At 71.2% G+C, this 25807-nt stretch carries 27 protein-coding genes and 1 pseudogene; 18 read left to right on the forward strand and 10 right to left on the reverse strand.

What is annotated here, in order from left to right:
- Positions 1–103 precede the first annotated feature (103 nt).
- The 4 genes from ACFU8W_RS09455 (at position 104) to ACFU8W_RS09470 (ending at position 3788) form a co-directional block, all read left to right on the forward strand.
- Entirely contained in the window at positions 104–1627 is a 1524-nt protein-coding gene (locus tag ACFU8W_RS09455; RefSeq protein ID WP_384034312.1) for a flavin monoamine oxidase family protein, read from the forward strand.
- Between the two features lie 83 nt (positions 1628–1710).
- Positions 1711–2649, forward strand: a complete 939-nt coding sequence (locus ACFU8W_RS09460; protein WP_345514693.1) for a PAC2 family protein — start codon at positions 1711–1713, stop codon at positions 2647–2649.
- A 64-nt stretch (positions 2650–2713) separates the two neighbouring features.
- Positions 2714–3328 carry a dephospho-CoA kinase gene (gene coaE / locus ACFU8W_RS09465; protein ID WP_345514695.1) on the forward strand — a complete coding sequence of 205 codons (615 nt, stop codon included), beginning with the start codon at positions 2714–2716 and terminating at the stop codon, positions 3326–3328.
- Between the two features lie 91 nt (positions 3329–3419).
- A complete protein-coding gene (locus tag ACFU8W_RS09470) occupies positions 3420–3788 on the forward strand; it encodes a tetratricopeptide repeat protein (protein ID WP_345514696.1) in 369 nt (122 codons plus the stop codon).
- Between the two features lie 198 nt (positions 3789–3986).
- Here ACFU8W_RS09470 and ACFU8W_RS09475 read toward each other — a convergent pair whose 3' ends face one another.
- The gene (locus ACFU8W_RS09475) at positions 3987–4244 is read right to left on the reverse strand and encodes a DUF6343 family protein (RefSeq protein ID WP_376335874.1); all 258 of its coding nucleotides are present in this window, start codon (positions 4242–4244) and stop codon (positions 3987–3989) included.
- A gap of 100 nt (positions 4245–4344) precedes the next feature.
- Here ACFU8W_RS09475 and ACFU8W_RS09480 point away from each other — a divergent pair, with 100 nt between their 5' ends.
- The 3 genes from ACFU8W_RS09480 to ACFU8W_RS09490 all read left to right on the forward strand — a co-directional run bounded on the left by ACFU8W_RS09480 (position 4345) and on the right by ACFU8W_RS09490 (position 6773).
- On the forward strand, positions 4345–5463 hold the full coding sequence (locus tag ACFU8W_RS09480; protein WP_384033999.1) for an ADP-ribosylglycohydrolase family protein: 1119 nt from the start codon (positions 4345–4347) through the stop codon (positions 5461–5463).
- Between the two features lie 83 nt (positions 5464–5546).
- A complete protein-coding gene (locus tag ACFU8W_RS09485) occupies positions 5547–6242 on the forward strand; it encodes a class I SAM-dependent methyltransferase (RefSeq protein ID WP_384034002.1) in 696 nt (231 codons plus the stop codon).
- An 87-nt stretch (positions 6243–6329) separates the two neighbouring features.
- Positions 6330–6773 (forward strand): DoxX family protein, encoded by a 444-nt coding sequence (locus ACFU8W_RS09490; protein ID WP_345514702.1) that lies wholly within the window; start codon positions 6330–6332, stop codon positions 6771–6773.
- Positions 6774–6882: 109 nt separating this feature from the next.
- Here ACFU8W_RS09490 and ACFU8W_RS09495 read toward each other — a convergent pair whose 3' ends face one another.
- Complete coding sequence (locus tag ACFU8W_RS09495; RefSeq protein ID WP_345514703.1) at positions 6883–7227, reverse strand: hypothetical protein; 345 nt, start codon at positions 7225–7227, stop codon at positions 6883–6885.
- A 205-nt stretch (positions 7228–7432) separates the two neighbouring features.
- Here ACFU8W_RS09495 and ACFU8W_RS09500 point away from each other — a divergent pair, with 205 nt between their 5' ends.
- From ACFU8W_RS09500 to ACFU8W_RS09510, 3 genes are all read left to right on the forward strand, one after another.
- Positions 7433–8356: a slipin family protein gene (locus tag ACFU8W_RS09500; protein ID WP_384034006.1), complete on the forward strand. Its 924-nt coding sequence runs from the start codon at positions 7433–7435 to the stop codon at positions 8354–8356.
- A 99-nt stretch (positions 8357–8455) separates the two neighbouring features.
- Positions 8456–11377, forward strand: coding sequence for a DEAD/DEAH box helicase (locus ACFU8W_RS09505; RefSeq protein WP_384034008.1), 2922 nt, complete (start codon positions 8456–8458; stop codon positions 11375–11377).
- Positions 11374–12666: an SWIM zinc finger family protein gene (locus ACFU8W_RS09510; protein ID WP_384034011.1), complete on the forward strand. Its 1293-nt coding sequence runs from the start codon at positions 11374–11376 to the stop codon at positions 12664–12666. The genes ACFU8W_RS09505 and ACFU8W_RS09510 overlap by 4 nt, the downstream gene beginning before the upstream one ends.
- 361 nt (positions 12667–13027) lie before the next feature.
- Here the strand turns inward: ACFU8W_RS09510 and ACFU8W_RS09515 are convergent, their stop codons facing one another.
- On the reverse strand, positions 13028–13486 hold the full coding sequence (locus ACFU8W_RS09515) for a DUF3574 domain-containing protein (protein WP_384034315.1): 459 nt from the start codon (positions 13484–13486) through the stop codon (positions 13028–13030).
- Between the two features lie 304 nt (positions 13487–13790).
- On the opposite strand from ACFU8W_RS09515, the gene ACFU8W_RS09520 reads away from it, so the two are divergent.
- Complete coding sequence (locus ACFU8W_RS09520; RefSeq protein WP_266986876.1) at positions 13791–14522, forward strand: hypothetical protein; 732 nt, start codon at positions 13791–13793, stop codon at positions 14520–14522.
- A 32-nt stretch (positions 14523–14554) separates the two neighbouring features.
- Positions 14555–14640, forward strand: a pseudogene (locus tag ACFU8W_RS09525).
- Between the two features lie 281 nt (positions 14641–14921).
- Here the strand turns inward: ACFU8W_RS09525 and ACFU8W_RS09530 are convergent.
- Positions 14922–15575, reverse strand: a complete 654-nt coding sequence (locus ACFU8W_RS09530; protein ID WP_384034014.1) for a peptidase — start codon at positions 15573–15575, stop codon at positions 14922–14924.
- The gene (locus tag ACFU8W_RS09535; RefSeq protein WP_030919692.1) at positions 15572–16783 is read right to left on the reverse strand and encodes a pyridoxal phosphate-dependent aminotransferase; all 1212 of its coding nucleotides are present in this window, start codon (positions 16781–16783) and stop codon (positions 15572–15574) included. Before ACFU8W_RS09535 ends, ACFU8W_RS09530 begins: the two co-directional genes overlap by 4 nt.
- An 85-nt stretch (positions 16784–16868) precedes the next feature.
- On the opposite strand from ACFU8W_RS09535, the gene ACFU8W_RS09540 reads away from it, so the two are divergent.
- The 4 genes from ACFU8W_RS09540 (at position 16869) to ACFU8W_RS09555 (ending at position 19168) form a co-directional block, all read left to right on the forward strand.
- Positions 16869–17546: a winged helix-turn-helix transcriptional regulator gene (locus ACFU8W_RS09540; RefSeq protein WP_384034017.1), complete on the forward strand. Its 678-nt coding sequence runs from the start codon at positions 16869–16871 to the stop codon at positions 17544–17546.
- Between the two features lie 130 nt (positions 17547–17676).
- Positions 17677–18216 (forward strand): cupin domain-containing protein, encoded by a 540-nt coding sequence (locus tag ACFU8W_RS09545; RefSeq protein ID WP_384034020.1) that lies wholly within the window; start codon positions 17677–17679, stop codon positions 18214–18216.
- A gap of 76 nt (positions 18217–18292) precedes the next feature.
- On the forward strand, positions 18293–18457 hold the full coding sequence (locus ACFU8W_RS09550) for a hypothetical protein (RefSeq protein ID WP_384034023.1): 165 nt from the start codon (positions 18293–18295) through the stop codon (positions 18455–18457).
- A gap of 63 nt (positions 18458–18520) precedes the next feature.
- A complete protein-coding gene (locus tag ACFU8W_RS09555; RefSeq protein WP_384034026.1) occupies positions 18521–19168 on the forward strand; it encodes a uridine kinase in 648 nt (215 codons plus the stop codon).
- A 1-nt stretch (position 19169) separates the two neighbouring features.
- Here ACFU8W_RS09555 and ACFU8W_RS09560 read toward each other — a convergent pair whose 3' ends face one another.
- On the reverse strand, positions 19170–20066 hold the full coding sequence (locus ACFU8W_RS09560; protein WP_384034029.1) for a carbohydrate kinase family protein: 897 nt from the start codon (positions 20064–20066) through the stop codon (positions 19170–19172).
- The gene (locus tag ACFU8W_RS09565; protein WP_384034032.1) at positions 20063–21043 is read right to left on the reverse strand and encodes a pseudouridine-5'-phosphate glycosidase; all 981 of its coding nucleotides are present in this window, start codon (positions 21041–21043) and stop codon (positions 20063–20065) included. The genes ACFU8W_RS09560 and ACFU8W_RS09565 overlap by 4 nt, the downstream gene beginning before the upstream one ends.
- A 239-nt stretch (positions 21044–21282) precedes the next feature.
- On the opposite strand from ACFU8W_RS09565, the gene ACFU8W_RS09570 reads away from it, so the two are divergent.
- Positions 21283–21645 carry a cupin domain-containing protein gene (locus tag ACFU8W_RS09570; protein WP_266986890.1) on the forward strand — a complete coding sequence of 121 codons (363 nt, stop codon included), beginning with the start codon at positions 21283–21285 and terminating at the stop codon, positions 21643–21645.
- Positions 21646–21708: 63 nt separating this feature from the next.
- Here the strand turns inward: ACFU8W_RS09570 and ACFU8W_RS09575 are convergent, their stop codons facing one another.
- The 3 genes from ACFU8W_RS09575 to ACFU8W_RS09585 form a co-directional block, all read right to left on the reverse strand.
- Complete coding sequence (locus ACFU8W_RS09575) at positions 21709–22905, reverse strand: MFS transporter (protein WP_345514804.1); 1197 nt, start codon at positions 22903–22905, stop codon at positions 21709–21711.
- Between the two features lie 195 nt (positions 22906–23100).
- The gene (locus ACFU8W_RS09580) at positions 23101–23670 is read right to left on the reverse strand and encodes a methylated-DNA--[protein]-cysteine S-methyltransferase (protein ID WP_384034036.1); all 570 of its coding nucleotides are present in this window, start codon (positions 23668–23670) and stop codon (positions 23101–23103) included.
- Positions 23671–23727: 57 nt separating this feature from the next.
- Positions 23728–24672, reverse strand: a complete 945-nt coding sequence (locus ACFU8W_RS09585; protein WP_384034039.1) for a glycerophosphodiester phosphodiesterase — start codon at positions 24670–24672, stop codon at positions 23728–23730.
- Between the two features lie 213 nt (positions 24673–24885).
- Here ACFU8W_RS09585 and ACFU8W_RS09590 point away from each other — a divergent pair, with 213 nt between their 5' ends.
- Positions 24886–25773, forward strand: coding sequence for an MHYT domain-containing protein (locus ACFU8W_RS09590; RefSeq protein WP_384034042.1), 888 nt, complete (start codon positions 24886–24888; stop codon positions 25771–25773).
- Positions 25774–25807: the final 34 nt, after the last annotated feature.

The raw sequence follows: 25807 nt of genomic DNA on the forward strand, positions 1-25807 counted from the left end.
GAGCAGGGACATGACGTACACGTCGTACAACCCGCCCGTCGTCACGGGCGCGAGCCGTCGCAGTTTTCTCCGTCAGGTCGGGATCACCGGTGGGGCGGGCGCGATGTTCGCGACCATGGGGGCCCTCGGCCTCGCCCCCACCGCCCGGGCCGCACAGCGCGAACCGGCCTTCCATGCCCCCAGCAAGGGCGACTTCACGCTGAAGGGGAAGGCCGCGGCCAAGGTCGTCGTCGTGGGAGGCGGCATCGCCGGACTCGCCGCCGCGTACGAACTGGGCAAGGCCGGCTACGACTGTACGGTCCTGGAGGCCCGGAGCCGTACCGGCGGCCGCAACTTCACCGTGCGCGGCGGCGATTCCACCACCGACGACTACGGCAACACGCAGACCGCCCGGTTCACCGACGGGCAGTACATGAACGCGGGTCCCGCCCGGATCCCGCAGTGGATGGTCACCCTCGACTACTGCCGCGAACTCGGCGTCCCCATCGAGGTGTTCACCAATGTGAACGCCCATGCGTATATCTTCAACGAGAAGGCAGGCATGAAGGCCCCGGTGCGCTACCGCACCGCGAAGGCCGATGTGTACGGCTACGTCGCCGAACTCCTCGCCAAGGCCACCGACAAGGGCGCCCTCGACCGGCAGATCACCGCCGAGGACCAGGAGCGACTCCTGGAATTCCTCAAGGACTTCGGCGACATCGGCGACACCCTCGACTACACCGGCAGCGCCCGGCGCGGCTACCGCATCGACCCGGCGGCCGCAGGAACCCCCGGCGAGGAACTCGGCTCCGTACCGTCCGCCTCCGAGGTCTTCGCCAGCGGCGTCGGACGCTACTTCTCCTTCGAGTTCGAGTACGACCAGGCGATGCTGATGTTCCAGCCGGTCGGCGGCATGGACCGGATACCCGCCGCGCTCACCCGGGCGATAGGAGAGCGCCGGATCCGTACCGGCGCCGTCGTCGGCGACATCACCGACACGACCCACGGCGTCACCGTCACGTACACCCAGGGCGGGCGCACCCGCACCATCGATGCGGACTACTGCATCGCCGCCCTGCCGCCCAACATCCTCGCCAAGACCGCCCACAACCTCGGCCCCGCCGTACAGGCCGCCCTGGAGGCGTGCAAGCCGTCCTCCGCCGGCAAGATCGGTCTGGAGTACCGCAGCCGCTGGTGGGAGACCGATCATCGGATCTACGGCGGCATCACCGAGACGGACATGGACCTCGCGCACATCTGGTACCCGTCGTACGGGCACCACGGGGAGCGCGGCACCCTCATCGGGTACTACAACTACGGCGCGCAGGCCGACGCGTACGCGGCGCTCACCCCGCGCGAGCGTGAGGCGCGCGCCGTCGCCCAGGGCGTGAAGATCCACGGCGAGAAGTACCGTACGGAACTCGCCTCGTCGTTCTCCCACCACTGGCGGCAGACCCCGCACCTCGAGGCCGCCTGGCACTCCCTGTCCGGCGGCCCCGACGCCCCTGCCTTCGCACCCCTCAACCAGGCTGCGGGCCGCGTCTACTTCGCCGGTGACTACCTCAGCCACACCGATGCCTGGCAGCACGGAGCGTTCACCTCCGCACGGAAGGCGGTCACCGCACTGCACGCGCGCGTTCTGGCATAACCACCCTGTGAAAGGGCACAGGCTGGGAATGCCTGTGCCCCGCCGGGCGTTCTCTCCCAGGAACACGAGGAGGAGCGGTAACCGTGCCTGATCCGCAGAGTTTGTACGAATGGGAGCCGAAGGGCCTGGCCGTCGTCGACATGGCGCTCGCCCAGGAGTCGGCCGGCCTGGTCATGCTCTACCACTTCGAGGGGTACATCGACGCGGGTGAGACCGGCGAGCAGATCGTGGACGGCCTCCTCGAGACTCTGCCGCACCAGGTCGTGGCCCGCTTCGACCACGACCGGCTCGTCGACTACCGCGCACGGCGCCCGCTGCTGACCTTCCGGCGTGACCGCTGGGCGGCGTACGAGACCCCGACGCTGGACGTCCGGGTGGTCCAGGACGCCACCGGGGCGCCCTTCCTGCTGCTGTCCGGGCCCGAGCCGGACGTGGAGTGGGAGAGGTTCGCCGCCGCCGTCGAGCAGATCGTCGAGCGGCTGGGGGTGCGTCTCGCCGTCAACTTCCACGGCATTCCGATGGGCGTCCCGCACACCCGGCCGGTCGGCATCACGCCGCACGGCAACCGCACGGACCTGATGCCCGGCCACCGCAGCCCCTTCGACGAGGCACAGGTCCCCGGCTCCGCCGAGGCACTGGTGGAGTACCGGCTGATGGAGGCCGGGCACGACGTCCTCGGCGTCGCCACCCATGTGCCGCACTACGTCGCCCGCTCCGCGTACCCGGATGCCGCGCTCACGGCACTGGAGGCGATCACGGCCGCGACCGGCCTGGTTCTGCCGGGCATCGCGCACTCCCTGCGCACGGAGGCCCACCGCACGCAGACGGAGATCGACCGCCAGATCGACCAGGGGGACGAGGAGCTCGTCTCGCTCGTCGAGGGGCTTGAGCACCAGTACGACGCGCTCGCGGGCTCCGAGACGCGAGGCAACCTGGTCGCGGAGCCGGTCGACCTGCCGTCCGCCGATGAGATCGGCCTCGAATTCGAACGTTTCCTCGCCGAGCGGGAGGGCGACGGCTGACCGCCGGCGCGGGCGGCGTGACCGGGCCATGACCGCGCCCGGAGGCGGGGCTAATCTCTCGACCATGCTGAAAGTGGGCCTGACCGGCGGAATCGGCGCCGGCAAGAGCGAAGTGTCACGACTGCTCGTCTCGTACGGAGCGGTACTGATCGACGCCGACCGGATCGCGCGCGAGGTCGTCGAGCCAGGGACCCCCGGGCTCGCGGCCGTCGTCGAGGCCTTCGGCGACGGCATCCTCACCGCCGACGGGACCTTGGACCGGCCGAAGCTCGGCTCCATCGTGTTCTCCGACGCCGACCGGCTCGCCACGCTCAACGCGATCGTGCACCCACTGGTCGGCGCCCGCTCCGCCGAACTGGAGAGGGCGGCGGGACCCGACTCCGTCGTCGTCCACGACGTCCCCCTCCTCACCGAGAACGGACTCGCCCCCCTCTACGACCTGGTCGTTGTCGTGGACGCCGCCCCCGGGACCCAACTCGACCGGCTCGTACGGCTGCGCGGCATGACGGAGCCCGAGGCTCGCGCCCGGATGTCCGCGCAGGCCACCCGCGAGCAGCGACGGGCCGTCGCCGATCTGATCGTCGACAACGACGGACCGCTGGAGGCGCTGGAGCCGCAGGTCCGCAAGGTCTGGGAGGAACTGGCGCAGCGGGCCGCTGCCGCCTCCGGGCGGGACTGACGCGGCGGGCCGCCCCGGGCCGGTCCACCGACCGGAATACCTGCACCCGGCCGGACGTTGGAAACGGGTTGACGAAGGGAAGGATGCGACCGTGCTCGAGAGGACCCCGGAAACCCATGTCATCGACTTCCGCGCGGCCGAACGCCTGCTGGCCGCGCGCGACCCGCGGGGTGCGGTCAAGCTGCTGGACTCGGTGATCGCCGCCCATCCGGAGAACACGGCTGCCCGTCTGCTGCGCGCACGCGCCTTCTTCGCCGCCGCCCAGCTGCGCCCGGCCGAGCTGGAATTCGAACTCGTCCTGGAGCGCGAACCGGACAACGCGTTCGCGCACTTCGCACTGGCCCGTACCTTCCAGCGGTCCGGCCGTTCGGAGCAGGCCGTGCGTCACTTCCGGCTGGCCGCCGCACTCGACCCGAACCCGGAGTATCTGCGGGCGGCCCGCTTCGACACGGACAGCTGACGCCACGGTCCGTTCATGAGGATCACGGCTCTCAGGACGGGCCCTCCGAGGATCCGATCGGGGTCGGACCCGGTCCTGCGGAGCGGTGATGCATACCTGCCCGTAGGCCGGCCGGCTGTGCGGCGGCGACGTCTTCCCCCACCGGCCCGTCCCTGATTCCTGTCCCTGATGACGGAGCCCCGCGTCGGGACCCGGAGGTCAGTGCCCGTACCGGCCGCGTCCACCGTGGTCCGGTTCGTACGGGGGGATGTTGCGGCCCGGCTGGTAGTGCGGGCCCTGGTGGATGTGGTGGACGATCACTGCCAGATCCACCAGCGTCAGCAGAAGCAGCAGGCCGCAGGCCGCGGCCCAGCCCGGACGGTCGACCAGGCTGAAGGCTGTCAGGCCGAAGAGCGCCCAGGCCATGCCCCATAGACTCAGGCACAGCCGCAGGCGCAGCGGGCTACGTGCAGTCATTGGTTCATTGCCGGTACGCATAGTGATCGCCTCTCCTCCCAGGATGGACCCGCGGCCGCGGTTTTGAGTAACGACGACGACAGAATGTGGGGGACCGTCCGTGAACGGCACACCATGGGGGCACAGCGCCACCCGCCGGGCCCGGGTCCGCGGGTCGCTGCTCGGCGGTGCGATCGGGGACGCCCTGGGAAACCCGGTGGAATTCCTGTCGCTCTCCGGTATCCGCCGGACCTACGGGGAGCAGGGCGTCCGGGAACCTGTCGCGGACGGGGACGGGGTCGTCGGCCGGGTCACCGACGACACGCAGATGACCCTGTTCACCGCGGAAGGGCTGATCAGGGCGCACTCCCGGGCCATGTCGAAGGGGATCGGCGGCGCCGAGACCGCGATGGTCCGCAACGCCTACCTGCGCTGGCTCGACACCCAGAACCATCCGTCACCGCCCGCCCGCGGCAGGGACGACCTCGTACGGACCGGGTGGCTGCGGCAGCAGCGCTTCCTGTACGCCCGGCGGGCCCCCGGCAACGCCTGCCTCACCGGACTCGCGGCCGGCCACACACCCGACCCGACGGGACCGATCGGCCTGCCGGGCCCGGTCAACACCGGGTCCAAGGGGTGCGGCACGGTGATGCGGTCCGCACCCTTCGGCCTGATCGGCGAGGGAGCGGCGACCGGCTTCGCGCTCGCCGCCCGCTGCGCCCAGATCACCCACGGGCATCCGACCGGTGCGCTCGCCGCCGGGGCCCTCGCCGCGATCATCGCCCATCTGCTGGAGGGCGACTCGATGGCGGGTGCCGTGCTGCGCGCCATGGAGCTGCTGGCCCGCCACCCGGGGCACGAGGAGACGACGGCGGTGCTGCGCGCGGCCGTCGACCTGGCCGCGCAGGGGGCGCCGACCGCCGAGAAGGTGGAGTCGCTGGGGGCGGGCTGGGTGGCCGAGGAGGCCCTCGCCATCGCCGTGTACTGCGCCCTGGTGCTGCCCGGCGCCGACGACGTGGCGGAGTCGCTGTTGCTCTCGGTCAACCACTCGGGCGACAGCGACTCCACCGGCTCGGTCTGCGGCAATCTGCTCGGCGCCCACCACGGTGACGTGCAACTTCCGCCCTCCTGGCTCGTGCTGACGGAGGGACGGGCCGTGATCGCCGAGCTGGCGGATGATCTGTGCCTGGAGTTCGAGCAGGCCGTGGCATGGCCGCAGGAGCGCTATCCGGTGTGCTGACGGACGCCGGACGTCGAGGAGCCCGGTGCGGCAGGGCGTCGCGTGCCGGGAACCGTGCCCAACGGCCGTTCGTTCGGCTGCATATGAGCGGACGACGGGTGCGTGAGGGATATTCGGGGACGGGACCCGGCTCGATCACTCCGGACGGTTGCGCGGTCGAGTTGTACAGACGGCTTTCCGTCGGCGACGAACCGGAGGTGATCGCGTCGGCGGTGCCCGCCGGTGCGAGCATTCTCGAACTCGGCTGCGGGGCGGGCCGTGTGACCCATGCGCTGGTCGAGCGCGGCTTCGAGGTCACGGCTGTGGACGAGTCGCCGCAGATGCTGGAACACGTACGGGGCGCGCGTGCGGTGCAGAGCCCCATCGAGTCCCTCGATCTCGGCGACGAGACCTTCGACGTGGTGATGCTGGCGTCCTATCTGGTGCACACGAGCGAACACCGGGTGCGCGACGGAATGCTGCGCGCCTGCCGACAGCACGTCGGGGAAGGCGGCGTCGTGCTGCTGCAGCGTGAGGGTCTCGATTACCACACCGATCTGCCGCGGGAGCGTGTCGATGCGTCCGGCTGCATCGTGCGGATCGTCTCGGCGGACCCCGTCGGCGACGAGGTGAACGCGGTGCGCGCGGAGTACGTCTTCGACGATGCGCGGTGGACCCAGACCTTCCTGTCGCGAGAGTTGACGAAGGAGCAGTTCGAGGGGCACCTGGAGGCGGCGGGACTGACCGTGGACCGGTATCTCACGGCTGACGGGGTGTGGGTGCGGGCCCGGCCCACGTAGGTGCGGGAGATGCGATGAGTTTCGGAGGGCGGTGGGGTCTACCCCTGTGTACGCGACACCACGCGACGCTTCTTCGAGGAGACCCCGATGTCCGAGATCACGACGGCGACGAACGCGACGACCACTGACGCCACGAGGGAGAGCACGACACGCAGCCGTGGTGCGGTCGCGCTGACCGTCGCCCGGGTCGTACTGGCCCTGTTCTTCGCCTTCAGCGCGTTCGCCAAGCTGATCGCCCATGAAACCGCGATCGAGACCTTCGACCGCATGGGCTGGAGCCATGGCGCGATGTACCTCATCGGCGCCCTGGAGATGGCAGGCGCCATTGCCCTGCTGGTGCCCCTGCTGTCGGGCGTCGCGGCGATGGCCTTCGCCGGGCTGCTGGCCGGCGCCTCCATCGTCCAACTGACGCTGCTCGACCCGGTGAACGCGATCATGCCCGCACTGCTCATCGGGCTGGTCGTCCTGATCGCCCGGGAGCGGCGGGACAGAACGGCACGGCTGGTCGCGCTCATCCGCAGGCGCGCGTAGGGCGAGCGGGCCACCGTGCGTCCACTGCACGTCCACTGCCGCAGCCCGGCACCGAACAGCGTCCCGCGGACGCGCCTCGGTGCCGGGCTGCGGAGGCTCGCCGCCGCGGTCAGTGGACCGTGCTGAAGCTGCGCCAGGGAAGGGAGGTCGCTGCGTTCACATCGGTGAGCGTGGTGGCGACATACGTCGTCCCCGGGCCCGTGCAGTCCCGTGTCCGGTACAGGATGATGTCGATCAGGGTCCCGTTCTGCACTGCTTTGGCACCCGGAACGAGCCGGTGGCAGCCCTTCACCGAGGGGCTGTTCAACATGATCACGGCATCCCGCTCGGTGACGTAGGTGACCGGCCCGACCGCGGTGCGACCGAGGCCGGAACAGCCGGCGACGGTGAGGGTCAGGAGCGCGGTCCCGGCTGCGATGCCGAGACGGCGGCGTCGTTGATCGATCACGGGCATGGGCGGGTCCTCGTCTGTCTCGTCCGGCTCGTCCGTACATCAGGTGCTGACGATGGTCACCCTGCCCTCTCCCGGCCGCCCCGGCATCCGGTGCGGGGCCTGCCGGGTGATCATCCCGTGGGTCGGGGTTCGCCCGGTGTACTTAATGGGCATAACGTGGTAATAGCGGCGTGAATCAGGCATTTCCGGCTTTCAGGGGGCCGTCATGGTCGAACAACTGGTGGTCGCGATAGTGGCGGCGGCGTCCGTGGGTGTGGTCTACGCGGCGGCGGCTGCGCGGGTCGTGAAGCAGTACGAACGGGGCATCGTGCTGCGGCTCGGCAGGCTGCGAAACGATGTGCGCGGCCCCGGATTCACCATGATCCTTCCCGGCATCGATCGGCTGCGGAAGGTCAATATGCAGATCGTGACGATGCCCGTGCCCGCGCAGGACGGCATCACGAGGGACAACGTGACGGTGCGGGTGGATGCGGTCATCTACTTCAAGGTGGTCGATCCGGCGAGCGCGGTCGTGGAGGTCGAGGACTACCGGTTCGCGGTGTTGCAGATGGCGCAGACATCCCTGCGGTCGATCATCGGCAAGAGCGACCTCGACGACCTGCTGTCGAACCGGGAGAAGCTGAACCAGGGCCTGGAGCTCATGATCGACAGCCCTGCGGTGGGCTGGGGCGTGCAGATCGACCGAGTGGAGATCAAGGACGTATCGCTGCCGGAGACGATGAAGCGCTCCATGGCGCGCCAGGCCGAGGCCGACCGCGAGCGCCGCGCGCGGGTCATCAACGCGGACGCGGAGCTGCAGGCATCGAAGAAGCTGGCGGAAGCGGCCGGCGAGATGTCCGCCCAGCCGGCCGCGCTCCAGCTGCGACTGCTGCAGACCGTGGTCGCGGTCGCGGCGGAGAAGAACTCCACACTGGTGCTGCCGTTCCCGGTGGAGCTGCTCCGCTTCCTTGAGCGGGCGCAGCAGCCCGCACCGATGCAGCAGGAACTGCAACAACCGGAGCCGCAGCCTCAGCCGCAACAGGCGCCGCCCGTGGCGCCCGCGGCCGCGCCTCCGCCTCCGCCTGCCGGCGCGCCGGTGGTCTCCGGGCCCACGCGGGTCGCCCGCTCCAAGCCGCTCGCCAGGCACTGACCCGAGCGCCTGCCGGCCGGGGACCGGTTGTCAGACCCCCCGCCTAGACTCGCGTAGTCAGTGGGACGAGACGACCGAGTGCGGGACGGGAGGGGAGCGATGACCTCGGCGGGACGTGTGCAACTGGACGCGCAGGACGTGGCCACGGCTCGCTTCCTGCGGTGCGCTGCCGTCTTCCTGCCCGCGCCGCTGCCGAGGGACGGGCGAGTCGCCTTCTGGGACCCGGACGACGGTCCGCTTCCGGAGATCGAGCCGGCCGGTCCGGCCGAGGGCGCCGAGATCACTGTCGTGCGGCGTCACGGGCAGCAGGGTGAGGTGCGTGTTCGCGCCGTGCCCGCCGTCCTGCTGCCCGTCGCCGACGCCCTGCCGCTGCTGGTCCGCGCCCGGCACCGGCAGTCCGCTCATCCGGCCGCCCGCTGTTGGGGAGCGGCCGCGCTCCATGGGCTCAACCTGGTGGCACGCGGCCGACTGGTCCCCGGTCTGACGGCCGAGGACCACGACGCCTGGCGGGCCGGTCCGCGCGACGCCGAGGACATCGCCCATCTGCGCGCGATCGCCGCTGCCATGCCGCCCGAGGCACATGCCGTCCCGCTCCCGGACCGCTCACCGCTCCAGCTCCCGGACCCCGAGTCGCTGGTCGGTGCGTTCCTCGACGCGGTCGCCGACACCCTGCCCCGGACACCCGCGGCGGCGTACGCGATGGGGGCCCCCTTCGCGGCCCGCGAGGCCCAGCATCTGCCCCGTGCCCGCGACTGGGCCGCCGAGGTCGCTGCCGGTCTGGACGCGGGGGTACGGGTGTCGCTCCGGCTCGACCTGTCGGCGTACGAACTCTTCGACACCGCCGACACGTACGGCGGCCCCGACGCCGACGACACCACCGAAGACACCGCGGACATCCACCGCGGCGCCGCGCGGCATGCCGCCGCGGCGATCACGCAGGTGCACAGCCTGGCCGACCCGACGTACGTCATCGACGCCGCCGCACTGTGGAACGGCGGTGGCGGAGAACCGTTCGGGCCGCGGGCCAGGATCGACGCCGTGCTCGCACTGCGCCGCGCCGCCCGCGTCTGGGCGCCGCTGGAGCGGCTGCTGGACCTGCCGGTCCCCGACGTGCTCGCCCTCACCGAGGACGAGCTGTACGAGCTGCTGAGCGACGCCGGGGCGCGGCTGGCCGCGGCAGGCGTGAGCGTCCACTGGCCGCGCGAACTCGTCCGTTCCCTCTCGGCGACCGCCGTCGTACGGCCCGCGCCCGGCTCGGCCACCGACGGCACCTCGTTCTTCGACGCCGAGCAGCTCTTCTCCTTCGACTGGCAGCTGTCGCTGGGCGACGAGCAGCTCACCGAGCGGGAGATGGACATCCTCGCGGAGGCCCACCGCCCGGTGGTGCGCCTGCGGGACCAGTGGGTCGTCGTCGACCCCGCGCTCGTACGCAAGGCACGCAAGCGTGAGCTCGGCCTGCTCGACCCGGTGGACGCCCTCGCCGTCGCGCTGACCGGCAGCGCGGAGGTGGACGGCGAACAGGTCGAGGCGGTGCCCGCCGGTGCCCTCGCCGAACTCCGCACCCGCATCCTCGCCGACGACGCCACCGTCGAACCGCCGCCCGGGCTGGACGCCACGCTCCGCGACTACCAACTGCGCGGCCTGGCCTGGCTCGACCGGATGACATCACTGGGCCTCGGCGGCTGCCTCGCCGACGACATGGGACTCGGCAAGACCATCACCGTCATCGCGCTGCATCTGCGCCGCGCGCACCCCGCACCCACCCTGGTGATCTGCCCCGCCTCCCTCCTGGGCAACTGGCACCGGGAGATCAACCGCTTCGCCCCGGGTGTTCCCGTCCGCCGCTTCCACGGCACCGACCGCACGCTCGACGACCCGGACGACGGCTTCGTCCTCACCACGTACGGAACGATGCGGTCCAGCGCCGCCGAACTCGCGCAGCACAGCTGGGGACTTGTCGTCGCCGACGAGGCGCAGCACGTGAAGAATCCGCACTCGTCCACCGCGAAGGCGCTGCGCACCATCCCGGCCCCGGCCAGGATCGCCCTCACCGGCACCCCCGTGGAGAACAACCTCTCCGAGCTCTGGGCCCTGCTCGACTGGACCACCCCCGGGCTGCTCGGCCCCCTCAAGGCGTTCCGTGCCCGGCACGCCCGGATCGTCGAGAACACGGGCACCGCGGCAGGACTCGGGAACGAGGAAGCGATCGAGCGCCTCTCCCGGCTGGTCAGGCCGTTCCTGCTGCGCCGCAAGAAGGCCGATCCGGGCATCGCCCCGGAGCTGCCGCCGAAGACGGAGACCGACCACCCCGTCTTCCTCACCCGCGAACAGGCCACGCTGTACGAGGCGGCGGTACGCGAGACGATGGCGTTCATCGAGGCCTCCGAAGGCATCGCCCGCCGTGGACTGATCATGAAGCTGCTGGCCTCGCTCAAGCAGATCTGTAATCACCCCGCGCAGTATCTGAAGGAGGAGCCGACCCGCCTCATCGGCCGCTCCGGCAAGCTCGCCCTGCTCGACGAACTCCTCGACACGATCCTCGCCGAGGACGGTTCCGTGCTGATCTTCACCCAGTACGTGACGATGGCCCGGATCCTCTCGGCCCATCTCGCCTCGCGTGCCGTCCCGTCCCAGCTCCTGCACGGCGGTACGCCGGTGGCCGAACGGGAACGGATGGTGGACCGCTTCCAGTCCGGCGAGGTACCCGTCTTCCTGCTCTCCCTCAAGGCGGCGGGCACCGGACTGAACCTCACCCGCGCCGCCCACGTCATCCACTACGACCGCTGGTGGAACCCGGCGGTCGAGGAGCAGGCCACCGATCGCGCGTACCGCATCGGCCAGACCCAGCCCGTCCAGGTGCACCGGCTGATCGCGGAAGGCACCGTCGAGGACCGGATCGGTGAGATGCTGGCGGCCAAGCAGGCCCTGGCCGACGCGGTGCTCGGCACCGGAGAGACCGCGCTGACCGAACTCAGCGACCGTGACCTCGCCGACCTCGTCTCGCTCCGGAGGCCGTCATGAGCCCCCGCTCCCGGCCCGCGTCGTACGTCCGCGCCCGCCCCGGCCCCGACGACCTGCGGCGCACCTTCGACGCCGTGCCGCCCCGCACGTCCGAGGGCGGCGAACCGTTCGCGGACAGCTGGTGGGGCCGGTCCTGGGTGGCGGCGCTGGAGTCCCTGTCGATGGACGAGGGGCGCCTCGCCCGCGGCCGTACGTATGCCGACAGTGGCCACGTCGCCGCGATCACCGTGACTCCCGGCCGCGTCGTCGCCTACGTCCAGGGCAGCCGCCCCCGCCCGTACCGGACCGAACTGCGGCTGCGAACCCTCACCGACACCGGCTGGGACACCTTCCTCGACGCCGTCGCCGAACGGCCCGGCCATCTCTCCGCGCTGCTCGCCAAGGAGATGCCGCACGGCCTGGTCGACACGGCGGCCGAGACCGGCATCGGACTGCTGCCCGCCGCGGACGACCTCGACCCGAGCTGCTCCTGCCCCGACCACGGCTGGCCCTGCAAGCACGTCGCCGCCCTCTGCTACCAGATGGCCCGCCTGCTCGACACCGACCCCTTCGTCCTCCTGCTGCTGCGCGGCCGGGGCGAGCGCGAACTCGTCGAGGAGCTGGGCCGGCGCAACGCCGCGCACTCCGCCCGGGAACGGCCCACGGCCGCCGCCACCCCCTCCGTGCCGGCGCGTGAGGCGTTCGCCGACCGATTCCTGCCGCCGCTGCCCTCCCCGCTCCCGGAACCCTCGCATCCCGGCCAGCCGCCCTCGTACCCCGAACTGCCCGGCGCCCGCGACCCGCTCGCCCTCGACCACCTCGCCACCGACGCGGCGGCCCGCGCGCTCACGCTCCTCACCACCGGACACGATCCGATCGCCGGGCTCACCCCCTGGCAGGACGCCGTCCGGCTGGCCGCCGCTCGCCCCACCGCCGGGCTCACCGCCACCACCCGCGCCCTCTACCGCGAGCTCGCCTACGCCACCGGCCGCACCACCACCGACCTGGCCCGCGCCGTCGCCGCCTGGCGCCAGGGCGGCGCCGAAGGGCTGGACGTCCTGGAGAATCCCTGGGACCCCCCGGCCGGTCCCTTCGACCGGGCCCGCCCCGCCCTCGCGGCCGGCGACTTTCCCCGCTTCCAGCCCTGGCGCAACCACCTCACCCACCCCGACGGCACACTCCAGCTCCGCTTCGGCCACGACGGCCGCTGGTACGGCTACGAATCGGACCGGGACAAGGACGACTGGTGGCCCCGCGCGATGCCGGACACCGACCCGGTGGGCGCACTCATGGCTCTGCTCGGCCGCTGACACCGGCTCCGCCCGGACTCCCCGGCGGCCTGTCGGCTCCGCAGGTGGACGAAGACAGCGATCAGCAGCGCGACGGCGACCGGAAGAAGGATCAGTCGCGCCTTCCGGAACGACTCGTTCTCCTGCTGGGCCGGCCCGCGGTCGGCGCCGTGCGCCGTCGCCGGATGCTCCCCGGTCCTGTCGGTGATCGTCTTCATGGTCGGCAGCGACGGCGACCAGTCGCCGTGCGTACTGCCGGAGCGGATGCCGGGCGAGCGGGTGCGGGTGCGGAAGGAGCTCTCGCACGGGAAACCCGACGTTGCGATCGGCCACATGGCCGCAGTCGTCGCGGCGGCCGTGCGGCCCAGGACGGGCGGTGTCGTCAGAAGTCGGCGGTCGTACGCTCGTCCAGGCGGCCCACCGAGTTCTGGGCGTATGCGTTCTCGTACGCGTTGCGGATCCGTTCGATCTGCGAATCGCGCACGCGTGACTCGGTCGCCGGGTAGAGCAGGATCACCTCGTAACTGCGCTCCCGCGCGATCATCCCGTGGGAGTCGCGCCACTGGCCGCGGCCGTCCTGGATGGTCAGGCCCTTCGGGAAGCGTGGGGTGATCTCCTCGTCGACGAAGGCGAGGAACTGCTGGTCGGTCACCCCGGGCCCGCCTTCCGGGCGTTCCGTACCGAAGAGCAGCCGGGTCTCCATGTAGGCCTTGCCGCGGGCGAGAGCGGTCGACGCGGCGGGCTGCGAGGCCGCGGGCGTGCCGCCGCCGAGGGTGGCGTTCGCGACAGGTTCGCCCACGGCCAGTACGGCGAAGGCGGCGGCTGCCACCGTGAGTGCGATGGGCCGCCTCGGGCCGTGCCGGCTGTCGTTGCTGAAGGTGTCCGGGCTCGGGTGGCCGGGGCGGCTGGTCGAGTGGGGGAGGAGCGACAAGGGGGTGGCCTTCGTTCGGAGGAGGGGGTGGGCGCGGACCGCGCGCGGCTCACTGTGACAAGGGGCTCCCACCGGAGAGCGGCGGGACATGGCGGCGCGGGGGAAATCACCCGTACCGGTGACGGGGCAGGCGTGGGAGACGGAGTAGCCCGGGAGCCGATCTTCGCCAAAAACCCTTCGTTCCGGTCGGGTTGGCGGTGCTAACTTCCCTCGCGTGGCGAAACTCAACCAGATCATCGCAGTGGAGAAAGGCGTCAAGTCCAAGGCTCACCAGGACCTGACGGCGGCACATCACGGCCTCCAGAAGGCCGGGCTGCTGGCCGGGATCTCCCGGACCTACCAGCCGAAGGACGAGGAGGGTGAGCAGCTTCCGCCCGAGTCGACGCTGGTGCAGATCAAGGCCGAGGACGTGCTGCGGAACACCGCGGCGACGCTGACCCGGCTTTTCGATGTGACCGCCACGAAGGACTGGGCGAACTGTGCGGCCCGCGCGGACGTGAAGGTCGACGGCCGCGTGCTCGTGGCCGAGGTGCCGGTGTCGTATCTGCTCTTCCTGGAGAAGCAGCTGACGGACATCAATACGTTCGTGCGCAAGCTGCCGGTGCTCGACGCCGCCGAGGCGTGGACCCAGGACCCGTCGACGGACTCCTGGAAGACCGAACCGGTCCGCACCCTCCGCACGAAGAAGGTGCCCCGCAACCACGTGAAGGCGGAGGCCACCGAGAAGCACCCGGCGCAGGTCGAGGTGTATTACGAGGACGTCCCGATCGGCTACTGGACGACCGTGAAGTTCTCCGGGGCACTTCCCGCGCGGCGCATCAACGAACTCCTGGACCGGGTGGAGAAGCTCCAGCAGGCCGTGAAGTTCGCCCGCGAGGAGGCCAACGGCGTGGACGTCACCGACCAGCGGGTGGGTGATGCGGTATTCGGCTACCTCTTCGGGTAGCCGACCACGGATTCCCCGGCCACATTGTCACGGCCGGGGTGCGCGAGGAGCGCAAGCTGAAACTGAAGCTTGTCGTGACGACGCGGTTCCAGTGGAGGTTCGATTCCTCCCCCCGGCATTTGCGTACATTCCCTGTACGCGGGCGGGCCGGGGTAGCCCAACTGGCAGAGGCAGACCGCGATCAATCTCAGACTCTTGCTCCAGACTCAGCATTCGCCGCCGATCGCCGGATCAAACGGGCTCGGGCCCATGCGCGTCGAGATGTTGGTTCGACTCCAACCCGCGGAGCTTCGATCTGCGGTCGTCTAAAGGAAGGACGCGGCGACATTACGACTGACCCGGGCTCTTAAAAGTGCCGGCGTGCCGAATGGGCGGCAACACTCAGGGCCCGGGGGCCGGCTACGCCCCCGGGCCCGCTCCCGTTTCCGGTCCCTGCCGCGTTCCGTCGGCGAGCGATACCCCGCGCCCGGCGAAGAACCGCTCGAAGTCGGGCAGGGGCAGTTCCGCGGCCCGCGTCGTGGCCGTCGTGCCCGACGGGTTGTGGAAGTGGACCCCGTAGCCGTCCGGCGTACGGGACGTCAGCAGCACCAGATGACCGCCCCGGCCCGGAGCCGGCCGCTCCGGATGTCGGATCCCGTAGTGCACCGACGCCATCACCGTCCGCCCCTCGTCCAGCAGGGCCACGATCTCGTCCGTCGACAGGTGGCGGTGGACGGTGGCATCGAGGCCGTGCACCTCTCGCACGTACTGTGCGAAGGGCGCGTAGACCAGGCCCCGGATCGCCCCCTCGGCATCCTCCGTGTACGCGCCGTACTTGAGCGCTCCGTCACGCAGGGCGAACAGCGGAGGGGCGCCGGCACCGAGCGCCATGCGCAGACAGGTCACACCGCACAGGTGACCTGCCCAGCGCGCGTACTCGGCGGGCGATTCCGCTCCCGAGTCCGCCCAGCCCGGGTCGGCGGCCGGATCGAGTCCGCCCTCGACGATCGAGCCCACGAGTTCGGGCGAGGCGAACTGCGTATGGACGGCGAACCGGCAGGTGGGACAGGTCACTGGCGGTATCCGTTCAGGAAGCGGCCGATGCGGCTGATCGCCGCGTCGAGATCGTCGGCGTAAGGGAGGGTCAGGATCCGGAAGTGGTCGGGACGCGGCCAGTTGAAGCCCGTGCCCTGAACCACCTGTATCTTCTCCCGCAGCAGCAGATCGAGGACGAACTTCTCGTCGTCGACGATGTTGTGCACCTTGGGATCGATGCGCGGGAACGCGTACAGCGCGCCCTTCGGCTTCACGCACGACACTCCGGGGATCTCGTTGAGCTTCTCCCAGGCCCGGTTGCGCTGCTCGTACAGCCTGCCGCCCGGAGCCACCAGTTCCCGGATGGACTGCCGGCCGCCGAGCGCGGCCTGGATGGCGTACTGCGCGGGGGCGTTCGGGCACAGCCGCATGGAGGCGAGCATCGTCAGGCCCTCCAGATAGTTGCGGGCGTGCTGCTGCGGGCCGGACACCACCATCCAGCCGGAGCGGAACCCCGCCACCCGGTACGTCTTCGACAGGCCGCTGAAGGTGAGACAGACCAGGTCGGGGGCGAGGACTGCCACGCTGTGGTGCTCGGCGTCGTCGTACAGGATCTGGTCGTAGATCTCATCGGCGAGGACCAGCAGACCGTGCCTGCGCGCCAGGTCGAGGATGCCTTCCAGGATCTCGCGCGGATAGACGGCGCCGGTCGGGTTGTTCGGGTTGATGATCACGACGGCCTTGGTGCGGTCGGTGATCTTCGATGCCATGTCGGCGAGGTCCGGATTCCAGTCCGACGCCTCGTCGCAGGTGTAGTGCACGGCCTTGCCGCCCGCGAGGGTGACCACCGCGGTCCACAGCGGATAGTCGGGCGACGGGATCAGCACCTCGTCGCCGTCCTCCAGCAGCGCCTGTACGGACATGGAGATCAGCTCGGACACCCCGTTGCCGAGGAAGATGTCGTCCACCCCGACATCGGTCAGCCCCATCGCCTGGTAGCGCTGCGCCACCGCGCGGCGGGCGGAGAGGATGCCGCGCGAATCGCTGTAGCCGTGGGCCTGCGGGAGCATCCGGATCATGTCCTGGACGATCTCCTCCGGCGCCTCGAATCCGAAGAGTGCGGGGTTGCCCGTGTTGAGGCGGAGCACGCTGTGGCCCGCCTCCTCCAGGGCGTTGGCGTGCTCGATGACCGGGCCACGGATCTCGTAACAGACCTCGTTGAGCTTGCTGGACTGCCGGAATTCCATGCGGTGCCTCCCCGACCCGATTGCGATACTTGGTTTTACCAAGCTCGGGCTTGGAAAGTCCAACAACATGTCTAGACTGCGTCGCATGCCACGTCAGCAGCAGCCACCCGCACGCCCCGTGCGCCGCCGGAGTTACGACCAGTTCTGTGCCACCGCCCGGGCCCTCGACTCCGTGGGGGACCGCTGGACCCTGCTGATCGTCCGTGAACTGCTGGCGGGGCCGCGCCGCTACACCGATCTGCACGCCGACCTTCCCGGCGTCAGCACGGACGTCCTCGCGTCCCGGCTCAAGGACATGGAGCAGGGTGGACTGGCCACCCGTCGCAGGCTGCCGCCGCCCGCCGCCGCATCGGTGTACGAACTGACCGAGCGCGGACACGGGTTGCTGCCGGTCCTCGCCGCGCTCGCCGAGTGGGGCGCGCCGGCGATCGGCGAGCGGCGGCCGACCGACGCGGTGCGGGCACACTGGTTCGCGCTGCCGCTGCTTCGTGCGCTGGACGGGCTGACCCACGCGGGAGTTGTCGAAGTCCGCCTCGATGAGGGGGAGTTCCACGTGCGCGTGGACGGATCGAGTGGACCGGCCGACGGTACGGGGGTGTATGGGGACGGACCCGCCGCTCACGCGGATGCCCGGATCGTGCTCGACGACGAGGTCTGTCTTGCGCTCGGGCGAGGCGAATTCACGCTCGCCGAGGCCGTGAAGGACGGGCGGATCGAGGTCGCGGGCGAGGGGGCGCTGGCCGCTGAGCTGCGCGGCGCGTGACGCTTGCGGGGCCGTCGCGGCGGCCTTGGCGAGGACCTTCCGGAAGACCTCTGTGTCCGGGTGGTTCCGAGGTTCAACTCCCGGGTAGCGTCGGGGCATTTGAGATGCCCGGGACACCGAGGCGGAGGGGATGCGCGTGAGGTTCGGCAGACGGCAGGGGCAGCACGAACAGCAGGATCTGCAAGGGGCACCGGAACAGCAGGGGCCGCAGGGGCGAGTGGGTAAGGCCCTGGTCATCGGCGGCTGCGTCGCGGCGCTCGGCTTCGTGCCGTCGGCGGCACTCGCCACTCCCGGCAGCGGGGTGAGCGGCACGGTTGTCGCGAAGGGCACATCGGCCGGCAAGCTGAAGGTGAAGACGCCGAAGGACCGTACGGACGTGACCTTCCGGACGATCACGGTGGAGCCGGGCGGTTCCACCGGCTGGCACACCCACAGCGGCCAACTGATCGCCGTGGTCAAGTCGGGGACGCTGACGCGCACTCTGGACGACTGCTCGGTCGAGGTGACGCCCGCGGGCACGTCGTTCATCGAACCGTCCGGGTCCAAGCACCGCCACATCGGACGGAACCTGGGCACCGAGCCGGTCGTGCTCTGGGTGACCTATCTGCTGCCCGAGGGAAGCGCGCTCTCCGACGACGCCGAAGCGGTGGAATGCGGCGCGCGGAAGTGACGTGGCGCGTGACGCTCGCCGGCCGCCGACGCCGACCGGCGAGCGTCTTCCCGCACGAGGACCGGAGCGAAGGGTCATGGACGGGGAGAATCCGGAGGCGGAGGACGGGGCGGGCACGCGCGGTCCCGTCCCGGCGCGCCGTGCGGCCCTCGCGCAGGAACTGCTGCAGACGCTCGGCACAAGACGCCCCGGCTTCCCCGCCGGACCGGGGGGATCGCATGCCGCCCCCGCCCGGCCATGACGTGGCACCCCGCTGGTGGGACGGCCGACGCCGGCGCACCGGTCCTGAGGCGATGATGGTCGGATGCGATTCGAAGCGATCACCTGGGAACGGCTGGCCGAAACCTTTGCCGGGTACGCCGACGGGCTGAAGCCGTCCGACGGCGGGCCGTGGCTCAAGGTCGGCGTCGACGGCGCTCCGGCCGCCCGCACCGGGGAGCTGGCCGAGCGTGTCGCACAGGAGCTGAGGATCCGTGGCCGCGCCGTGCTCGTCGTGTCCACCGAGGGGTTCCTGCGCCCGGCGAGCCTGCGCTACGAGTACGGCAAGCAGGACCCCGACTCGTACGTCGACAGCTGGTTCGACACGGGAGCCCTCTGGCGTGAGGTCCTCGGGCCGCTGGAGGCGGGCGGCAGCGGGCGTGTGCTGCCCGATCTCTGGGACCCGGTGACGGATCGGGCCACCCGCAGCCCGTATCAACACCTTCCTGAAGGCGGTGTGCTGGTGATGCACGGGCCGTTGCTGCTCGGGCACTGGTTCCCGTTCGACCTGAGTCTCCATCTGCGGCTCTCGCCGGGTGCGCTGCGGCGGCGCACCGAGGAGAGCGAGTGGTGGACTCTGCCCGCTTTCGCGCGGTACGAGGAGGAGGTGGAGCCTGCCGGGCGTGCGGACGCGATCGTCCGGGCCGACGATCCGCTCCACCCCGCCTGGACCGGGCTGCCCGGGGGCGGGTAGGTCACCCGCCGGGTCGGCCGCCGACCGTTGCGACCGCCTCGGCCCCCGAGCGGCAGCCCGCCGCCGCGGCCGTGGCCTCGTCCGCCCCCGCCAGCCGCGCCGCGAGGAACCCTCCGGTGAACGCGTCGCCCGCCCCGGTGGAGTCCACCGCTGCGCGCACCGGAACGGCCGGAACACGTCCGGTCACCGTCCCTCCGGCGGCGAGCAGGGCACCCTCCTCGCCCAGGGTGACGACGACCCGAGGGAACATCAGGCTCAGCTTGGCGGCGGCGTCGGCCGGTTCGGGGAGTCCGGTGAGCAGCCGGGCCTCGTCCGCGTTCGGCAGCAGCAGCTCCGCTCCCTCCACGGCCGTCAGGAACGTGTCGACGCCGAGTTCGGCGAGGAAGCCCGCGGAGGCTGGATCCACGCTCGCCGGGATGTTCCGCCGCCGGGCCTCCCGCAGGGCCAGCAGGGCCGTCGCGCGGCTCGTCGCGGCGAAGAGGAGATAGCCGGACAGATGCAGATGCGCGATGCCGTCGAGCAGGGACGGCGACCAGTCGGCGGGGCAGAGGCGCAGCACGGCGCCGCTGTCGGTGAGGAAGGTGCGTTCGGCCGCGGAATCGACGAGCGCGACGACGGTGGCGGTCGGCGCTCCGTCGTCCACCACCAGCAGAGGACGCACCCCCGCCCGCCGCAGCACGTCCTCGTGCCAGGCCGCGGAGTCCGCGCCCACCCGTGCCACCAGGCGCACGTCCCGGCAGCCCGAACGCGCCGCCCAGCAGGCGGCATTGGCGCCGGCCCCGCCCGGCAGTGTGCTGATCCGGGCCGCCGTGTCCGTGCCGTGGACGAGTGGCGAGACATGCCGGGCCACCACATCTGTGACCACGTCCCCGATGACGAGCAGGCCGCCGCCGGTCACTGGGATCCTGCCGATTCCCGCTCCAGCGGCCCCTCCTGGACCGTGGCCCAGGCGATGGCGATCCGCGCCGCAAGCGATACGTTTCCGCGCACCGCCGCCACGTTGGCGTCCAGCGACGCCCCTTCGGTCTGCCGCATCAGATGGTCGAGCAGGAAGGGTGTGACGGCCTGGCCCGTGATGCCGCGCTCCCGGCACGCGTCCAGCGCCTCCGCCAGTACGCGGTCGTGGAGGGCAGGATCCAGCTGGTCCTTCTGCGGTACGGGGTTGGCGACGATCAGAGCCGCGGGGGGACCGCCGAGCGTGTCCCCGGCCCGCATCACTTCCGCGACATCCTCGGGCGTACGCACCGTCCAGTCCACCGGCTCCCCCGAACTGCTGAGATAGAAGCCGGGGAAGTGCTCCGTGCGGTAGCCGAGCACTCCGACCCCGAGTGTCTCCAGGCGTTGCAGTGTCGCGGGGACGTCCAGGATCGACTTCACGCCCGCGCACACCACGGTGATGTCGGTCCGTGCGAGCAGCCGGAGGTCCGCGGACTCGTCCTGGGTCTCGGTCCACTCCCGGTGTACACCGCCGAGGCCGCCCGTCGCGAAGACGCGCAGCCCGGCGCGGGCCGCGAGGAACGCTGTCGCGGACACGGTCGTCGCCCCGCTCGCTCCCGCCGCCAGCGCCGGAGCGAGGTCCCGGTGTCCGAGCTTGCGCATCGTCGGATCCTCGGCGACCCGCTCCAACTCGGACTTGTCCAGGCCGACATGGGCCCTGCCGTTCAGTACGGCAATGGTCGCGGGGACCGCCCCCGCGGACCGTACGAGCTCTTCCAGCTCTTCCGCGACCCGTAGATTCCGGGGGCGCGGCAGACCGTGCGCGATGATCGTCGACTCCAGTGCCACGACGGGGCGGTGCGCGGCGAGAGCTTCCCGTACCTCGGTGGAGAGGGCCGGTGCGTACGGGTGGGCGCGGTGCGGCGCGTTCGGTGACATGTCCACATCCCTGTCGCAGGCGGTCCGGCCTCAAACGTGTCCCGGGAGCCGAACAGCCACCGGCTGTGGGCCCTTCCCTTCCGCGACGCGTCGTTCGACGTCGTCGTGCACGCCACGAGCACCACGGCGACGCCATCGCGGCAGCCGGACGGCGCACCCGCACGAGAAGGACCGGCCGGCCTTCTTCCAGTCGGTCCTGGTGGCACGACGGTCCGATGCGGCCGCTAGGGTGACCGACCATGACCACACTTGATCAAGTTCCCGCCTCCTTCGCCGTGCACATCCCGGACGCCGACCTCGAACCGGAACCGCTCGACCCCGCGCAGATCGTCTCGGGCGAGCCCGTGGTGACCGGCAAGGTGCTCTGGGAGTCACCGGACGGCAAGCAACTGCGGGGGATCTGGCAGATCACGCCCGGCGTGGTCACCGACACCGAGGCCAACGAGCTGTTCGTGGTCGTCAGCGGGCGTGCGACCGTCGCGGTCGAGGACGGCGAGACGCTGGAGATCGGCCCGGGGGACGCCTGCGTCCTGCGCGAGGGCGACCGTACGACGTGGACGGTGCACGAGACACTGCGCAAGGCCTACCACATCAGCCTCTGAGCGCCCGGCGCCTGCCCGGCGGGCGCCTGCGGTCCGGTGCCGCTGCCAGGTCCCGCGACCCGGTCAGGTGGTGGCGGGCCGGGACAGCGCCCGGCGCAGCGCCAGCACCGCCATCGGCAGCAACAGACAGGCGCCGGCCGCGTTCAGCCAGCCGTAACCCGCCTGGGAGACGATCACCCCGGCGACCGCGCCGCCGATGCCCGCAGCCGTGTTCATGGTCAGGTCCGACAGACCCTGCACGGCGGCGCGGGCGGGCTGCGGCACAGAGTCGGTGAGGAGCGCCGAACCGGCCACCAGACCCGCCGACCAGCCGAGCCCGAGTACGAACAGGCCGACGGCCGTCTGGCCATGACTGGGACCGGCCGTGCCGGCCAGCAGCGCTGCGCAGGACAGCAGCCCGACGGCCAGACCGATCACGGCGAGCCGTCCGAAGCGGTCCGAGAGCCAGCCCATCACCGGTGAGAACGCGTACATGCCCGCGATGTGGCCGCTGATGACCAGGCCGATCAGCTGCAGGTCCGCGCCGTGGTGGCCCAGATCGACCGGGGTCATCACCATGATCGACACCATCGCGGTGTGCGATCCGGCCACCGTCACCAGCGCCAGCCGGGCCATCGGCGAGGCCCGCACCGCCGCGATGCCCGCCCGCAGCGAACGGCCGCCCGCGGAGCGGCTGTCCTGCGGGGCCAGCGCACGCGCGGTGAGCAGCGGATCGGGCCGCAGCAGCACCCCGACCACCACCGCGGCGAGCAGGAAGATCCCGGCAGCCCAGAGGAACGGTCCGGCCGTCTCGGGTATGGAGGAGGACCGGAAGACCCGGCCCGCCGGAGCCGCAATGTTGGGGCCGAGGACCGAACCGATCGTGGTGGCCCAGATGACGGTGGAGATCGCCCGGCCGCGACGGTCCGGCTCGGCCAGGTCGGCGGCGGCGAACCGCGCCTGCAGATTGGCCGACGAACCGGCACCGAACCCGGCCATGCCGAGCAGCAGCAACGGGAAACTGCCCACGACGGCGGCCACGACCACCAGCCCCGCGCCCAGCGCACCGATCAGATACGCGAGAACGAGGCCGGGGCGTCGGCCCCGCGAGGTCATCAGCGCGGCCAGCGGCAACGACAGCAGCGCCGTGCCGGTCACCGACGCGGTCGGCGCGAGACCCGACAGCGCCTCGGAGCCGCTCACCTGTGTTGCCAGCACGGGGGCCAGGGCGATGCCGATGGGCACCCCGAGGCCGCCGAGGATCTGAGAGGCGATCAGCACTGCGGACGTCCTGCGCCGAAGAGCGGGCAGCTCCGCCGCCGTGACGGGTGCCGACCCGGTGGGCCCGCCCGGCCCGCCCGGTTCGCCGGGTCCGGTGGGGGAGTCAGGTGCATCGAGGGTGTTGGTCACTGACGGAGTGTGCCAGCTCGGACGTGGGTACGAAAACGGGTTCCGGGCCGGTCGGGGTACGCGGGCTCAGAACAGCGGCTGCGGCAGAACTCCTTCCAGCGCCAGCAGCTGCCGCTTGGTCTCCAGGCCGCCGCCGAACCCGCCGAGTCCGCCGTCGCTCTCCACCACCCGGTGGCAGGGCACCACCACGGGCAGCGGGTTGGACCCCATGGCCGCCCCGACCGCCTGCGCGGCCCCCGGCTGCCCCACCCGCGCGGCGAGATCCCCGTACCCGACGACCGTTCCGTACGGCACGCCCGTCGCCAGCTCGCGGAGCACCTGGCGGTTGAAGCCTGAGGTCAGCGACCAGTCCAGGTCGAGCGAGAACTCCCGCAACGAACCGGCGAAGTACTCCACGAGCTGGCGTATCGGCTCGGTGAGGCGCCCGGAACCGGGCGCCTCCACCGGCTCCGTCCCGAGACGGGTGCGCAACAGCCCGACCGCCCTGTCCCGCACGGCGGGTCCGGCGTGGAAGACCACGCTCACCAGCCCCGCGTCGGTCGCGGCAAGCAGCAGCGGCCCGATGTCGCTTCCGACGACAGCCCACTCGACCCTGCCGTCGGCATCGCCTCCGTCGGCATCCCCGTTGTTGTTCATGGAATCCACCGTACGGCCGGCCACTGACAACGGGGGGCGGGATGCTCCCTCCGGTCGTCAGCCGGTGGCCTCGCGCACCACGTCGGGGGTGTTGGTGATGATCCCGTCCACGCCGAGGAGGTCCACCTTCACAGCGGTCGCCGCGCCGTTGACCGTCCAGGTGTTGACCCTCAGCTTCTTGCCGTGTGCGCCGTTCAGCGCGTGCACGGCGGCGACGTAGTCGGCGCCGATCGACGTGTACGACGGGTTGATCTGGTCGGTGAACGCCGCGTACGACGTCAGATCGGCGATCGCGGGGGTGCCGAGGAAGCCGGTGGTGATGTCCGGACGCTGCCGATGGACCTTCTTCAGACTGCCCGCGTCGAAGCTCTGGATCACGAGTCGGCTCCTGACGTGATCGCGGTCGAGCCACCCGGCCCGGCGCAGCACCCGCAGGGTCTCCTTCTCGACGCCCGGATAGAGTTTCGGGCTCTTGATCTCCAGCAGCAGCTTCTGCCGGTTGCGCCCGATCCGGTCCAGGTACTGCGTGAGCGTGGGGACCCGGGTCCCGGTGTACCGCGCACCGAACCAGCTGCCCGCGTCCAGCCGGGCGATCTCCGCGGCCGTGAAGTCCTTGACCGCCCACGGCGCACGGTCAGGGAAGACGTCCTCGACGTCGGTGGTCCGCTTCAGATCGGTGTCGTGGATGACGACCGGCACACCGTCCCTGGTGAGCTGGACATCGTTCTCCACCCAGTCGAAGCCGAGACGGTCGGCCCTGTCGACGGCGGCCAGGGTGTTCTCCGGCGCGTACGCCGAGGCGCCCCGGTGGGCGAAGACGACCGGGGCGGCGTCGGACCTCCCGCCGGCCTGCGCGCCGACCGTCCGGATGCCGGTCACTGTCTCCGTTCCGGTGGCTGAGCCGGTGTCCGTGGCCGGTGAACGGGGGGTCGGAAGCAGCAGCGCGCCGACGCCCAGCAGGGCGGCGGCGGCGAGGGAGACGGTTGCGGTGCGTGCGTGCACGTGTACTCCTTGCGGCAGAGCGACGGACGGGCCGAGTGCGACAGCCGTCTCCCGACCAGGGGCGGGCGAAGGATGGCCATCACGTGAACGCGGCAGGCAGGACGGGGTCACGGGCCGGTTTCCGAGTCGATAAAATGCAGCTCTTCTGTTTGTCTGCCGGGACTTGCGCCTTAGGGTCACCCCGAACCCGGGCTTCTCGAAGGGCGTGCGAGCATGCAGGGCACAATCGACGGTTTCAGCTATGGAGTGGTGACGCCCGTCGCGGCGTTCCTCATGGCGTGCCTCGGCGCGGCCCTCGGGCTGCGCTGCACGACACGGTCGCTGCGCACCGAGCGTTCCTTCAAGGCCGGCTGGCTCGCCCTCGGGGCCACTTCCATCGGCTCCGGCATTTGGACGATGCACTTCATCGCGATGATGGGCTTCAGCGTCGACGAGACGTCGATCGGCTACGACACCCCGATCACGTTCGCCAGCCTGGCCATCGCGATCGTCATGGTCGGTATCGGCATCTTCATCGTCGGCTATCGGGGCGCCACCCCCATGGCCCTGGTCACCGGCGGCACCATCACCGGACTCGGCGTGGCCACCATGCACTATCTCGGCATGGCCGGCATGCGCCTCGAGGGACAGCTCGAGTACGACACGCTCACCGTTTCGCTCTCCGTCGTCATCGCCGTCGTCGCCTCCACGACCGCACTGTGGTCGGCGGTCTCCGTCCACGGCTTCCTGCCGAGCCTCGGCGCCAGCGTGGTGATGGGCGTGGCCGTGAGCGGGATGCACTACACGGGCATGGCCGCACTCAGTGTTCATCTGCACCCCGCGGCCGTCGCGGAGTCCGTGACCGACAGCGGGCCGACCTCGGCCCTGATCCCGCTGATGATCGGCCCGGCCTGCTTCCTCCTGCTCGCCGCGGTGGTCGTCATGTTCGATCCCCTGGTGGTGCTGGGCTCCCCGGAGTGGGACGACCCCCGGAACGGAGTCGGCGCCGGTCGGCCCCCCGGCATCCCCGCCCAGCGCCAGGTCCCACGCTTCGGTACCCACGCCGACCCGGCGTCGTTCCAGTCGCAGCACCGGGACTCTCCGCGCCCCCGGGACCGGTGACCGGGCCCGGTTGTCAGTGGGGGGTCGTACCGTG

The organism is Streptomyces sp. NPDC057565 (genome assembly GCF_042801455.1).
Classification (GTDB): Bacteria; Actinomycetota; Actinomycetes; order Streptomycetales; family Streptomycetaceae; genus Streptomyces; species Streptomyces yanii.